This is a genomic window from Microlunatus aurantiacus (assembly GCF_039536605.1).
GTDB classification, from domain to species: Bacteria; Actinomycetota; Actinomycetes; order Propionibacteriales; family Propionibacteriaceae; genus Microlunatus; species Microlunatus aurantiacus.
Window position 1 is genome coordinate 1032590 of record NZ_BAAAYX010000002.1, and the last position, 13605, is coordinate 1046194.

13 protein-coding genes are annotated in these 13605 nt (G+C 73.0%); 11 read left to right on the forward strand and 2 right to left on the reverse strand.

What is annotated here, in order from left to right; genetic code table 11:
* Positions 1 to 9 precede the first annotated feature (9 nt).
* From ABD714_RS04915 to ABD714_RS04930, 4 genes are read left to right on the forward strand one after another with little or no spacing between them, the layout of a single operon-like run.
* Positions 10 to 954, forward strand: a complete 945-nt coding sequence (locus tag ABD714_RS04915) for a DUF5691 domain-containing protein (protein ID WP_344811141.1) — start codon at positions 10 to 12, stop codon at positions 952 to 954.
* Positions 947 to 2062 (forward strand): ATP-binding protein, encoded by a 1116-nt coding sequence (locus ABD714_RS04920; protein WP_344811142.1) that lies wholly within the window; start codon positions 947 to 949, stop codon positions 2060 to 2062. Before ABD714_RS04915 ends, ABD714_RS04920 begins: the two co-directional genes overlap by 8 nt.
* Positions 2063 to 2064: 2 nt before the next feature.
* Entirely contained in the window at positions 2065 to 4635 is a 2571-nt protein-coding gene (locus tag ABD714_RS04925) for a DUF5682 family protein (RefSeq protein WP_344811143.1), read from the forward strand.
* Positions 4632 to 5813 (forward strand): VWA domain-containing protein, encoded by a 1182-nt coding sequence (locus ABD714_RS04930; RefSeq protein ID WP_344811144.1) that lies wholly within the window; start codon positions 4632 to 4634, stop codon positions 5811 to 5813. Before ABD714_RS04925 ends, ABD714_RS04930 begins: the two co-directional genes overlap by 4 nt.
* 60 nt (positions 5814 to 5873) lie before the next feature.
* Here ABD714_RS04930 and ABD714_RS04935 read toward each other — a convergent pair whose 3' ends face one another.
* The gene (locus ABD714_RS04935; protein WP_344811145.1) at positions 5874 to 6989 is read right to left on the reverse strand and encodes an SPL family radical SAM protein; all 1116 of its coding nucleotides are present in this window, start codon (positions 6987 to 6989) and stop codon (positions 5874 to 5876) included.
* 178 nt (positions 6990 to 7167) lie between these two features.
* Between ABD714_RS04935 and ABD714_RS04940 the strand changes: the two genes are divergently transcribed.
* The 6 genes from ABD714_RS04940 to ABD714_RS04965 all read left to right on the forward strand — a co-directional run bounded on the left by ABD714_RS04940 (position 7168) and on the right by ABD714_RS04965 (position 11550).
* Entirely contained in the window at positions 7168 to 7374 is a 207-nt protein-coding gene (locus ABD714_RS04940) for a hypothetical protein (protein WP_344811292.1), read from the forward strand.
* Between the two features lie 89 nt (positions 7375 to 7463).
* Positions 7464 to 8687 (forward strand): NAD(P)/FAD-dependent oxidoreductase, encoded by a 1224-nt coding sequence (locus tag ABD714_RS04945; protein WP_344811285.1) that lies wholly within the window; start codon positions 7464 to 7466, stop codon positions 8685 to 8687.
* Between the two features lie 93 nt (positions 8688 to 8780).
* On the forward strand, positions 8781 to 10202 hold the full coding sequence (locus ABD714_RS04950; RefSeq protein ID WP_344811146.1) for an NAD-dependent malic enzyme: 1422 nt from the start codon (positions 8781 to 8783) through the stop codon (positions 10200 to 10202).
* A gap of 53 nt (positions 10203 to 10255) precedes the next feature.
* A complete protein-coding gene (locus tag ABD714_RS04955; RefSeq protein ID WP_344811147.1) occupies positions 10256 to 10624 on the forward strand; it encodes a hypothetical protein in 369 nt (122 codons plus the stop codon).
* On the forward strand, positions 10621 to 11184 hold the full coding sequence (locus ABD714_RS04960; RefSeq protein WP_344811149.1) for a YqgE/AlgH family protein: 564 nt from the start codon (positions 10621 to 10623) through the stop codon (positions 11182 to 11184). Before ABD714_RS04955 ends, ABD714_RS04960 begins: the two co-directional genes overlap by 4 nt.
* A gap of 84 nt (positions 11185 to 11268) precedes the next feature.
* Complete coding sequence (locus tag ABD714_RS04965; RefSeq protein WP_344811150.1) at positions 11269 to 11550, forward strand: MmyB family transcriptional regulator; 282 nt, start codon at positions 11269 to 11271, stop codon at positions 11548 to 11550.
* 118 nt (positions 11551 to 11668) lie between these two features.
* Here the strand turns inward: ABD714_RS04965 and ABD714_RS04970 are convergent, their stop codons facing one another.
* The gene (locus ABD714_RS04970) at positions 11669 to 12403 is read right to left on the reverse strand and encodes a class I SAM-dependent methyltransferase (RefSeq protein ID WP_344811151.1); all 735 of its coding nucleotides are present in this window, start codon (positions 12401 to 12403) and stop codon (positions 11669 to 11671) included.
* A gap of 407 nt (positions 12404 to 12810) precedes the next feature.
* On the opposite strand from ABD714_RS04970, the gene mtrA reads away from it, so the two are divergent.
* The gene (mtrA, locus tag ABD714_RS04975) at positions 12811 to 13581 is read left to right on the forward strand and encodes an MtrAB system response regulator MtrA (RefSeq protein ID WP_344811152.1); all 771 of its coding nucleotides are present in this window, start codon (positions 12811 to 12813) and stop codon (positions 13579 to 13581) included.
* The last annotated feature ends 24 nt before the right edge of the window (positions 13582 to 13605 follow it).

Consider the following 13605-nt stretch of genomic DNA (forward strand, 5'->3'; position numbering starts at 1 on the left):
AGTGCGCCCGTGACCACCCCGGCGCAGTGGGCCGAGCTGGTCACCACCGCCCTGCTGGGGACCGACCGCCGCCCGCTGGACGTCGCCGACCCGCCGGCCGAGGTGCTGCACCAGGCAGCCCGCCACCGCGTCCTGGACCGCCTCGCCGCGGCCGCTGCTCCGTCGACGCCCGACCCGGCCGCCGATCAGGCCGCGCCCGACCCTTCGCGGGTGGTGGCCCCGGCTCAGGACCGGCCCGAGGCTCCGGAGACCGCCGACCTGCTGCTGCAGCAGCTGCTCCGCACCCCCGATCCAGCCCTGGTGTCCTGCTGGCTGCAGGTGTGCGCCGCTCACGGGTACGTCGTCGCGTCCCTCCACTGGACGGTGCTGGCGCGGCTGGCCGCACGGTCGACGGTCTACGACCGGACGGCCCTGGCCGCCTCGATCGGGCCTCGCGGCCGCTGGTTCCTCCACCAGAACCCGGAGTGGCGTCGACTCGCCGCCGACGCCGACGCAGCGGTGGTCTCGATCCAACCGGCAGCGGTCCCGACCCCACCGGCGGCAGGTGCCGCCACCCCCGGCTCGCGGGCCGCGGCGAACGCCACGGGGTCGCGCGACCGGCTGAGGGCCGAGGACGTGCTCGCCGATCCCGAGCGGCTGCTCACGCACCCGCAGCCCTGGACCCCGGAGCTGGTGTCCGCGGCGTACGCGGTCCTCGGGGGTGACGGCGGCGTGCCACCGGCGCGCACCTTCGCCACCCGGTTGGGGGTCGCATTGCCCCTCGAGCTCTATCCGAGCATCGCCAGGGCAGGGGAGTACTACGTCCTCGCACCCGACGCCTCCCCGGCGCGTCGCCGTACGGTCCGGGACCGGTTCGTGGCTCTGGAGCTGGCGGCGTACGCTCGCGCCGCCATCCAGCACGCGTTCACCAACGGCACCACCGGCTTCACCAGGGCGGAGATCCCCCATGTCTGACGGCACCACGACCACCGGCGCGCTGGTGGCGCCCGACCGGCTGCGGCCGCACGCCGAGGAGGCGTACGCCGACGAGCTGGTCGCCCTGGCCGCCGTCGACGACCGCCCGCGGCCGCCGCGCTGGCGCCTGTCGCCCCGGGCGGTGGTGACGTACCTGGTGGGCGGCACCCTGCGCGACGGGACGGAGATCTCGGCGAAGTACATCGGCTCGCGCCGGCTGATGGAGGTGGCGGTCGCCACCCTGGCCACCGACCGGGCCCTGCTGCTGCTCGGCGTGCCCGGGACCGCCAAGTCCTGGGTGTCGGAGCACCTGGCGGCCGCCGTGTCCGGCCGGTCCACGCTGCTGATCCAGGGCACCTCGGGCACGCCCGAGGAAGCCATCCGGTACGGCTGGAACTACGCCCGGCTGCTCGCCGAGGGACCCACCCCGGCCGCGCTCGTGCCCTCACCGGTGATGACGGCCATGGAGACCGGCGGGATCGCTCGGATCGAGGAGCTCACCCGGATCCCCAGCGACGTGCAGGACGCGTTGATCACTGTGCTGTCGGAGAAGACGCTGCCCGTGCCCGAGCTCGGCCAGGAGGTGCAGGCCGTCAAGGGCTTCAACGTGATCGCCACGGCCAACGACCGCGACCGCGGCGTCAACGACCTGTCGTCGGCGCTGCGTCGGCGGTTCAACACCGTCGTGCTGCCGCTGCCCGCCGACGTCGAGGACGAGATCCGGATCGTGACCACCCGGGTCGCCGAGCTGGCCGGGTCCCTGGAGCTGCCCGAGCCGCCCAGCGCGGAGGAGGAGATCCGGCGGGTGGTGACGGTGTTCCGCGAGCTGCGCGCCGGGGTGACCGCCGACGGTCGGACCGCGGTGAAGTCACCGACCGCCACCCTGTCGGCGGCCGAGGCCATCTCGGTGATCACCAGCGGTCTGGCCCTGGCCACCCACTTCGGCGACGGCACGCTGACCGCCGGTGACGTGGCGGCCGGTCTGGTCGGCGCCGTGGTGAAGGACCCGGTCAGCGACCGGGTGGCCTGGATCGAGTACCTCGAGGTGGTCGTCCGGAACCGGCCGGGCTGGGCCGAGTTCTACAGCGCCTGTCGTGAGGTGACCTGAGGGTGGCCGGTTCCGGTGGCACCGCCGAGCCGGTCGAGGTCGCGGTGCTCGGCATCCGCCACCACGGCCCCGGCTCGGCCCGGTCGTTGCTGGGCGCGTTGACCGCCTTCGAGCCGGACCAGGTGCTGATCGAGGGACCGGCCGACGCCGACCCCCTCGTCGGCTGGGCCGCTTCACCGTCCATGCACCCGCCGGTGGCGATCCTGGCGTACGCGCCCCTGGAGCCGCGGCGGGCGGCCTTCTGGCCGTTCGCGACCTTCTCGCCGGAGTGGCAGGCGTTGACCTGGTCGCTGGCGCACGAGGTCCCGGTCGGGTTCTGCGACCTCCCCGCCGCGCACACGCTCGCACCGGACGCCGTCGATCCACCCAGCCCGGACCTGCTCAGCCCGGACCTGCTCAGCCCGGACCTGCTCAACCCGGACCCGGTGCCGCCGGAGGGAGCCGAGCAGCCCGCGTCGGAGGAGGCGGACCGGCCGGGGGCCGGGGCGGCCCGGCAGCCGCGGCGGGTCGTCCGACGCGATCCGCTCGGGGCGCTGGCCGCGGCGGCCGGCTACGACGACGCCGAGCGGTGGTGGGACGACGTCGTCGAGTCCCGTCGGGACTCCCCGTCGCCCTTCCCGGCCCTGTTGGAGGCGATGGCCGAGCTGCGGATCGCGCTGCCGGAGACCGACCCGGTGGAGGCGCGGAGCGAGGCCCGCCGGGAGGCCTACATGCGCAAGACCATCCGGGCGGCGGTGAAGACCGGACGCCGCCGGATCGCGGTGGTCTGCGGCGCCTGGCACGCCCCCGTGCTCACCTGGCCGCTGCCGCCGGCGACCGCCGACAACGCCACCCTGCGCGGGCTGCCCAAGACCAGGATCACCACGACCTGGGTGCCGTGGACGCACCAGCGGCTGTCCGCGGCGAGCGGCTACGGCGCCGGGATCGCCTCGCCCGGCTGGTACCACCACCTGTGGAGCGCGCCGGACCAGCCGGTCGCCCGGTGGCTGACGGCCGTGGCCGGCGCGCTGCGCGCGCGCGACCTGCCCGTGTCGAGTGCCGCGGTGATCGAGGCCGTCCGGTTGTCGGAGACGCTCGCCGGGTTGCGGAACCGTCCTCTGGCCGGCCTGACCGAGGTCAACGACGCCACCCTGGCCGTGCTGTGCGACGGCGACCAGACCGCGCTGCGCTTCGTCACCGACGAGCTGGTGGTGGGCCAAGCCACCGGGCACGTCGACCCCGGGGTGCCGACCGTGCCCCTGGAGGCCGATCTGCTGGCCACCTGCCGCCGGCTCCGGCTCAAACGGGAAGCCGGGGTCAAGCTGCACGACCTGGACCTGCGGAAGCCCCTGGACCACCAGCGTTCGGTGCTGTTCCACCGCCTGCGCGTGCTGGATCTCGGCTGGGCCGCCCCCGCCGAGAGCGCGGTCGAGAGCCGCGGCACCTTCCGCGAGACCTGGCAGTCGGCCTGGCGGCCCGAGCTCGCCCTCGCGGTGATCGAGGCCGCGGTCTGGGGGACGACCGTGCTGACCGCGGCGACGGCCCGGCTCGCCGACACGACCGACAGCGGCAGCCTCGTGGAGCTGACGGCGGCGGTGGAGCGGGCCCTGCTCGCCGAGCTCCCCGAGGGACTGGACCGGTTGCTGACCACGCTGGCCCAGCGGGCCGCCCTGGACGCCGACGTGCTGCACCTGATGGAGGCGCTGCCCGCGTTGGCCCGGGCCCACCGCTACGGCGACGTCCGGGGCACCGACACCACCGCCCTGGCCGCGGTCGCGGACACGCTGGTGGTGCGGATCTGCGCCGGGCTGACCCCGGCGGTCACCGGTCTGGACGCCGAGTCCGCCCGGCAGATGCGGCAGCGGATGGACCGGGTCCACCACGCCATCGGGCTACTCGGGGCTGACCGGGCGTCGGACGAGCCCTCCCGCGCCGGAGCACCCACCCCACGCGCGGGGGTCGACCGGCGCGACGACTGGTTCGCCGTGCTGGCCGGCTTGCTCGATCGTTCCGACGTGCCCACCGAGGTCGCCGGCCGGGTGGTCCGGGTGCTGTTCGACGCCGGCCGGATCGCCGACGGTCCGCAACGGGTGCACCGGGCGCTGTCGTACGGCACCGCCGCCGCCGACAAGGCCGCCTGGGTGGACGGCTTCTTCGCCGACGGAGCCCTGCTGCTGATCCACGACGTCGAGCTGCGGGGGCTGGTGGACAGCTGGGTCGCCGGGCTGACCGACGCCGAGTTCACCGACGTGCTGCCCCTGGTCCGGCGGACCTTCAGCACCTTCAGCCCGCCCGAGCGTCGGCTGATCGGCGAGCGGCTGGCCGCCGCCCGGAGCGGCCGGGAGATCCGGGCGGCGGAACTCTCGTACGATCTCGTGCTCGCCGGCCCTGCGCTGGCCCTGGTCGACCGCCTCCTCGGCGCCGGCCGACCCGCCGCGGAGGGGGTTCTCGAGGACGCCCGGGGCGGGGTCGACGTTGAGTCCGCGTCAGACTCAGCTCGACGTTGCGCTCACGAGGGCGACACGCCGGCGTCTGGCTCAGGTCGAGCTGCGTTCGACGCATCGGCCGATCCCCACCCGGAGTCCGACCGGTGAGCGGGGACGACGAGGTGGTCGACGAACGGCTGACGCGGTGGCGGCTGCTGCTCGGCGAGCCGGCGGCCGCCGGTCTCGGGGTCGAGCTGGGTGAGGACGAGGCCGAGATGGACGCGACGCTGGCCGCGCTCTACGAGGAGCAGCCGCGGCGACGCCCTGGTCCGGCCGGCGACGACCGGGCCGCGGGGCTGGGTGCGTCAGCGCCCCAGGTGGCCCGCTGGCTCGGCGACATCCGGACGTACTTCCCGACCAGCGTCGTGCAGGTGATGCAGCGCGACGCCATCGAGCGGCTCAACCTGACCGCCCTGCTCCTCGAGCCCGAGCTGCTCAGCACGGTGCAGCCCGACGTCCACCTGGTCGCCACCCTGGTCGGCCTGAACTCGGTGATGCCGGAGACCACCAGGGAGACGGCGCGGACGGTGGTCGCCCAGGTGGTCGCCGAGATCGAGCAGCGCATCCGGGAGCGGACACGCTCGGCGGTCGGTGGTGCGGTCAACCGCGCCGCCCGCACCCGGCGTCCCCGGACGGTCGACATCGACTGGCTGGCCACCATCGGCCGCAACCTCGACCACTACCTGCCCGAGCACCGGACGGTGGTGCCGGAGCGGCTGGTCGGTCACGCCCGCAGCTCTCGGGCGCTGGCCTGCGACGTGGTGATCGCCATCGACCAGTCCTCCTCGATGGCGGAGTCGGTGGTCTACGCCTCGGTGTTCGGAGCGGTGCTCGGCTCCCTGCGCACGCTGCGGACGTCGCTGGTGGCCTTCGACACGGCCGTGGTGGACCTGACCGAGCTGCTGGAGGACCCCGTCGACGTGCTGTTCGGCTGCCAGCTCGGCGGCGGTACCGACATCAACCGCGCCGTCGCCTACTGCGCCGAGCTGGTCACCCGGCCCACCGAGACGGTGTTCCTGCTCGTCACCGATCTCTACGAGGGCGGCGACGGTGACGAGCTGATCCGGCGCCTCGGCGCGCTGCACCGGGCCGGCGTCCGGGTGGTGGTGCTGCTGGCTCTCTCCGACGCCGGAGCCCCGGCGTACGACCACGACCGGGCGGCGGTCCTGGCCGAGATCGGCATCCCGGCCTTCGCGTGCACGCCGGACCTCTTCCCGGATCTGCTGGCCGTGGTGATCGGTCGCGGTGACCCGGTGCGCTGGCTGGCCGAGCGCACCGGTCAGTGAGCGGTCGGATCGACCACGGGGAGGAGCCGCCTCGACCGGGCCTCGCCGCCGGCGGCCGACTCAGGTCCAGTAGAGGAGGCGGGCGTTCGGCAGCCGGCGGTCCAGCTCCGCGGTGAACCAGGACCTCATCTCGGCCATGGTCGTCTTGTCGTAGACGAACTTCACCCCGCCGAACTTGGATCGCTTCGGGGTGCGGCGCTCCTCATCCATCTCCAGCCGGGTCTGCGGGTACCAGCCGAGCAGCACCTCCTTGCTCCCCGGGGTGAAGCGGTGGGTGATGATCTCGGCGGTCAGGTCGAGCCCGGCGACGCCGTCGAGCGCTGTGGCGACGTCGTCGAGCAGCTGCCCGTACGCCTCCCGCCAGTCGACGACCGGCATCACCGGCGCCAGCGTGAGTCCGACCGGGTAACCCGCCCGCGCCATCGACGCGAGTGCGGCCAACCGTGCCGACACCGCGGCCGTGCCGCCCTCGAAGCGTCGCGCCACCGGCGCCGCGTTGACCGAGAACCGGACCCGGGTGCGGCGCGCGTGGTCCAGATCCAGCAGCGCACCCACCCCGTCGTACTTGGTGGTGAACCGCAGCGAGGCCTCCGCCCCGTACGCGCCGGCCCCGACCCGGCTGATGGCTAGGGCCAAGGCGCCGGACAGGTGCTCCAGCCCCAGCGGGTCGGTGTAGCAGGACAGCTCGAAGGTGGTGCCCTCGTGGGCGCGGTCCGCCGAGGCGCTGGTCACCGTCCCCCGGCCGGCGTGGGTGCCGATCCCGGCCAGCACGTCGTCGAGGTTGGCGTAGAGCCGGGTGACCGGGGGACCGGTCAACGACCCGGCCAGATAGCAGTACTGGCAGTGCGCCGGACACCCCCGTGCCAGATCGATCCGCCAGTCGGCGCTCGGCGGGATCGGCTGCGGTTTGAGTGCACTGGGCGGTGCCACCACCACCGCGAGGGTGGACTTGGCGCGAGCGTAGACCTCCCGCTCGCTGCCACCGCTGAGTCCGGTCAACCGGTTGCCCGACAGCGTCTCGATCTCGGTCACCCCGGCCGCCTCGCAGCGCCGGACGATCTCCGCGGTGTGCGGCTGCTCCGCGGCCGCGGCGGTGATCCACACGCGGCGGGGGAGCCAGACCCGGGGAGGGCCGGGTCGGGGCTGGACGGGGGAGGGTGGGTCGTGCGGGGTCACGGACGTCATCTCCTGGGACAACACCGCGCAGCCGGTCCTGCTTCCACCCGCCCGTCCTGTTTCTCGCGCCCCGTCCTGCTCCCGGCGCCCCGTCCTGCTTCCGGCTGGGCGCATCCGATCGGTGGGCCGACGGGAACTGCAGGAGAGAGAACGTTCCCCAGCACAGAGAGATCTCCACGTGACCCACGACATCTGGGACCGCATCCGCTACGCCCGCGACGCTGCGCTCGACGCGGAGAAGACCGAGCGCCAGCGGCTCGCCGACGCCGACAACGCCGACCTCCAGCAGGCGGCGTCGGTCCGGTTGGCCACCCGGCAAGCCGTCCGCGAGGCCCTCGACGACATCCTCGACGAGACCTCCGACCCGGACGGGACGGCCGCCTGATCACCGGACGGGACGGCCGCCTGATCACCGGACGGGACGGCCGCCTGATCTCCGGGCGGGACGGCCGTGGCGACCACCATGACGTCGTCATCGTCGGGGCCGGCCAGGCCGGTATCTCGCTCGCGGCGCGGCTGCGGCGCGACGGGTTCACCGACATCGCGCTGATCGACCCCCGACGAACCCATCGCTACCGTCCCCTCCTCTCCTACGTCGGCGGTGGCCAGGCCACGCTCGCCGACCTCGAGCGGCCCCAGAGCGAGGTGGTCCCGGCCGGTGTCACCTGGTGCCTGGACGAGGTCACCGGGGTCGATCCCGCGGCTCGTCGGGTCGAGACCGCGGGCGGCCGGCAGATCTCGGGCGGGGACCTGGTGCTGTGCCCCGGGGTCACCCCGGACTGGGACGACGTGCCGGGCAGCCAGGCCGCGGTGCACTCGGCGTACGGGTCCTCGAACTACGTCGACGAGCGGGCGCCGTACACCTGGGAGCTGGTCGAGGGGCTGACCGAGGGCCACGCCGTCTTCGTGGTGGGCGCCGGCCCGGTGCCCTGTGCCGGCGCGGCGCTGAAGCCGCTGTTCCTGGCCGCCGACCACTGGCGACGCACGGGCGTGCTGGGACGGTTGACCGTCACGCTGATCGTCCCGTGGCCGACCATCTTCGGCATCCCAGCGGTGGACCGCGAGCTCCAGGCCGTCGCCGATCGCTTCGGCATCACGGTGCTCACGAGCACCCGGGTGCGTCGGGTCGACACCGGGAACCGACTTCTGCACCTCGACCAGGGCGGCCCGGGGGAGCACCGGGACACCCGGCTGCCGTACGACCTGCTGCACCTGGTGCCCCGTCACCGACCGCCGGCCTGGGTGTCCGCTTCCGGGCTGGGTGTCCCGGGCACCGACGGACCGGCCGGCGAGGACGACAGCGCGCTGGACGCCCATGTCCCCGGCATGGTCGAGGTGGACCCGGCCACGCTGGCGCACCGGCGACACCTGGCGGTGTGGGGTCTCGGGGACGCCGCCGACGTGGCCGCGTCGCGTTCCGGCGGGGCCTTGCGCAAGCAGGTCGCGGTGGTGGCCGACAACATCGGTCGGCGCCGAGCGGGGCGACCGCTGGTCGGCTACGACGGCTACTCGACAGCCCCCATCACCGTGGGCCGGAATCGACTCGTGCTGGCCGAGTTCGACCGGGCCGGCACCCTCACGCCCAGCGTGCCGCTGATCGACCTGGTGAAGCCTCGCCGCTTCACCTGGGCGTACGACCGCTTCCTGCAGCCAGAGCTCTACTGGCACAGCATCCTCAGAGGTCGCGTCTCGCGCTGATCACCCGGCTGTGACGCAGACCGCAGGAGCAGTGTCGTGACCGCAATGTTCACATAGAGACGTCGACGGTGGTGGCGTGCAAGACTCCCCGCCATGAGCGCAGCGCCGTCGGTCTCCTACTCGATCACCGTCCGTCTCGAGGTCCCGGCGGGAGGTGCGGCGGTCAGTCACCTGACCGCGGCGGTGGAGCAGGCCGGGGGCGCGGTGACTGCGCTCGACGTCACCGCGTCCGGTCACGATCGGCTGCGCATCGACGTCACCTGTGCCGCGCGGGACACCGATCACGCCGACGAGCTGGTCGAGGCGATGCGGGCGGTGCCGGGAGTGACCATCGGTCGGGTCAGCGACCGGACGTTCCTGATGCACCTGGGCGGCAAGATCGAGATGAACGCCAAGCTGCCGATCCGCAACCGTGACGATCTGTCGATGATCTACACCCCGGGTGTGGCCCGGGTCTGCCTGGCGATCGCCAAGAACAAGGACGATGCCCGCCGGTTGACGATCAAGCGCAACACGGTAGCGGTCGTGAGCGACGGTTCCGCGGTGCTGGGTCTGGGCAACATCGGTCCGGAGGCGGCGATGCCGGTGATGGAGGGCAAGGCTGCGCTGTTCAAGCGGTTCGGCGGCATCGACGCGTGGCCGCTGTGCCTGGACACCCAGGACACCGACGAGATCGTCGCGGTGGTGAAGGCGATCGCGCCCGGGTTCGCCGGCATCAACCTGGAGGACATCTCCGCGCCGCGGTGCTTCGAGATCGAGGCGCGGTTGCGGGAGCAGCTGGACATCCCGGTGTTCCACGACGACCAGCACGGCACCGCGATCGTGGTGCTGGCCGCCTTGTACAACGCGTTGCGGGTGGTGGAGAAGGACATCACCAAGATCCGGGTTGTGCTGTCGGGCGCGGGGGCGGCGGGGACGGCGATCCTGAAGCTGTTGCTGGCGGCCGGCGTGGGTCACGTGGTGGTGGCCGACATCGACGGGATCGTCTCCCGGACCCGACCGGGGATCTCCGGACAGCTCAAGTGGTTGGCCGAGAACACCAACCCCGACAACCTGGAGTGCTCGCTCAAGGAGGCGCTGGCCGGCGCCGACGTGTTCATCGGCGTGTCGGCACCGCGGGTGATCGACGCCGCTGCGGTGGCCACCATGGCGGACCGAGCGATCGTGTTCGCGCTGGCCAACCCGGAGCCGGAGATCGATCCGGCCGAGGCCACCCAGTACGCCGAGGTGGTCGCCACCGGGCGCAGCGACTTCCCGAACCAGATCAACAACGTGCTCGCCTTCCCCGGGGTCTTCCGTGGGCTGCTGGACGCCCGGTCGACCGACATCACGTCGTCGATGCTGATCGCCGCGGCACAGGCACTGGCTTCGGTGGTCGGCGACGACGAGCTGAACGCCACCTACATCACCCCCAGCGTGTTCCACGCCGACGTGCACCGCCGGGTCGCCCAGGCCGTCCGGGTCGCGGCCGGCGGACCGGCCGAGCTGCCCACCGACACCGAGGTCGTCGTCTGAGCCGAGCCACTCCGCGCGAACCGGGGCGGTCCCGCTGGGGCCCTCCACTGCTCGTGCTGGCCAGTGCGTCGGCGGTCGCGGCTCAGCAGATCGGGCTCTACGGTGCCGCGGGTCCGGTGCGGCCCTCGTGGTTCCCGAGTGCCGACAAGGTGCAGCACGCCCTAGGCTTCGCCCTGCCCATGTTCCTGGTGCTGACGACGTCCCAGCTGTACGCCGCGCGAGCCGGTCGGTCGGTGCGACCACTCGCTGTCGCGGCGTTAGCCGTCGTGTTCGCGGTGAACGCGGTGGTCAGCGAGATCGTCCAGGCCCAGCCGGGTTCCGGACGCACGGGGGACCCCCTCGACGCCGTCGCCGACCTGCTCGGCCTTGCCCTCGGTTGGCTCCTCTTCCGACTGCTGCTCCGGCGACAGGTGGTCCGGTGAACGGCACCACTCCCGAACCCGGCGACCTGCTGGTGGCGGGCGTCACGCTGACCGACGGCGTCTTCGACCAGTCCGTGGTGCTGGTCCTGGACAGCGACGAGGACGGCGCGCTCGGCGTGATCCTGAACGAGATCTCGCAGATGACCCTGGAGTCGGTGCTGCCGGACTGGGTGCCTTCGGTGAGCGAGCCCAAGCTGCTGTTCCACGGCGGGCCGGTGTCCCCCAACGGCGCGATCTGCCTGGCCAGCCTGCCCGAGGGCGGTGAGGAGCCTCCTGGCTGGCGGCGCCTGTTCGACCGGGTCGGGCTGCTGCACCTGGACACCCCGATCGAGATCGTCGCCGGCGCGTACGCGGACCTGCGGATCTTCGCCGGCTATGCGGGCTGGTCACCCGGCCAGCTCGCCGGCGAGGTGGCTCAGCAGATGTGGCACGTGGTGCCGGCCGAGTACGACGACGTGTTCGGCCGGCGGCCCACCGGTCTGTGGCGTCGGGTGCTGCGTCGGCAGAAGAACGAGCTCGCCTTCCTGGCCACCTGGGTCGAGGACCCCGAGTGGAACTGACCGCTGCGCCGTCGCCGATCGGCACGCCGGCTCAGGGATCGCTACCGGCTCCGGATCGCCTGGAACCAGTCGGGCCTGCGCGGCGTGGTGACCCGGCGGGGCCTGGCGTCCCGGGCCGCGGGACTCGTACGGCTGCTCGAGTCGCACCCGGAGTTCCGCGCGCTCTGGAAGGAGCACGAGGTCGGTATCCGACCCAGGGGCGTGAAACGCTATCTGCACCCGGTCGTCGGGTTCCTGGAGCTGTCCTGTCAGGTGCTGCTGGACCCGGAGCAGTCGCACTCGCTGCTGGTCTACACCGCGCCGCCCGGCAGCGAGAGCCACGACAAGCTGCGGCTGCTGTCCGTCGTCAGCGCGCCGACCGGCTGACCCCGCTCCCGCGGGGGCCGCTAGCCGTCGGGGCTGCTGCCGGTCGGGGTGCTGCCGGTCGGGGGCTGCTGCCGGTCGGGGCTGCTGCCGTTTCGGTCGATCCCGGTCGGGACTCCGGTCAGCGCGGGTTCTTCCGGATCCGGATCACGTGGTCGAACCGCTCATCGTGCCCGCTGTCGGCCGAGGCGTGCTGGACGGCGACGGGTTCGGCCCGCACGACGGTCCAGCCCGTCAGGTCGAGGCTGGCCAGGACGTCGAAGGTGGTCGGAAGCTCGGTCAGCGCGCTCTGGTGTGACGCCGGGAAGCGCTCGTGGCCGAGCACCAGCAGGGTGCCGCCCGGTGCGACGGCCGCCGCGGCGCGGCGGAGCACCAGATCGCGGTCCAGGGCGACGGGGGACTGCAGGTAGCTCGCCACCACGAGGTCCCAGGACCCGGTGGGGAAGTCGGTCGTCAGGTCGCAGCGGAGGAAGGTGATCGTGCTCGCGCGTCCCTCCTCGTCGGCCGCCTGGGCCGCGATGGCCAACGCGGTGGCCGAGAGGTCGACGCCGGTCACGGTCCAGCCGAGACCCGCGAACCAGAGGGCGTCGCCGCCCGTGCCGCTGCCGAGATCCAGCACGGTGGCCGGGGTCAGCGGGCGGGACGCCAGCTCCTCGACGAGCAGGGCGTTCGGACGCCCGCTCCAGGGCCGCCGACCAGGGCCGTAGAACTCCTCCCAGAACACGGCCGGGTCGGTGGAGTCCGGTTGGTCGGTCCCGTGGGGGGCGTGCGCCTGCTGGGTGTCGTGCCCACTGGTCCGGTGCTCGTGGGTCTGGTGCTCGTGGGTCTGGCGCTCGTGGGTCTGGCGGTCGGGCATGGATCTCCTCGGTGCGGATGTCGGTTCCATCATGGAGGGCATCGGCCGAATTGGCATCGTCTGTTGCCGAAACAGCAAACCCCAGGGCGCGTACCTAGGCGGTCCGTGGTCGGCAAACGGCAAACGGACAAGCCGTCCGTGGTCGGAAAACCCGCCCCCGGAGGCCGAGCGGCGTACACGTAAGCCGTCCGTGGTCGGAAAATCCGCCCCCGAGGGCCGAGCGGCGGGCGCCGAAGCCGTCCGTGGTCGGAAAACCCGCCCCCCAAGGCCGAGCGGCGCACACGCAAGCCGTCCGTGGTCGGGAAACGCCCGGCCCGGGTCGATATCGAGCCGTGACCTGGTGTGCCCGCATAGGATGAGGGCGTCGATGGTGCCCGGGGCGGCGAAGCCCGGGGATCCCATACCTGATGGAGGGAAAGCGCGTGTCGGAGGCCACGGTGTCGGCTGACCAGATCGGTGCCCACGAGTCCGGACGGACGCAGGACGGACGTACCGACAAGGGCCGGGTGCTGGTGGTCGACGACGATGCCGCCCTGGCGGAGATGCTGTCCCTGGTGCTGCGCAACGAGGGCTTCGACCCCATCTGGTGCGCGCACGGCGACAAGGCCCTGGACGCCTACCGCGACGCCCGGCCCGACCTGGTGCTGCTGGACCTGATGCTGCCGGGCAAGGACGGCGTGGCCATCTGCCGCGAGATCCGGGCCGAGTCGCTCGTCCCGATCGTGATGCTCACGGCGAAGTCCGACACCATCGACGTCGTGGCGGGGCTGGAGGCCGGGGCGGACGACTACGTGGCCAAGCCGTTCAAGGCCAAGGAGCTGATCGCCCGGATCAAGACCCGGCTGCGTCGCTCGCCCGAGGAGGTCGACCAGGAGATGCTCCGGATCGGCGACCTCGTCATCAACGTCGACGGCCACACCGTCAAGCGGAACGGCGTCCCCATCCAGCTCACCCCCCTGGAGTTCGACCTGCTGCTCGCGCTGGCCCGGCGGCCCTGGCAGGTGTTCAGCCGGGAGGTGCTGCTGGAGCAGGTCTGGGGCTATCGGCACGCGGCCGACACCCGTCTGGTCAACGTGCACGTCCAGCGGCTGCGGTCCAAGATCGAGCGCGATCCCGAGCACCCGGAGATCGTCGTGACCGTCCGCGGCATCGGCTACAAGGCCGGCGAGCCGACGTGACCCGCCGCGCGCCGGGTCCGGCCG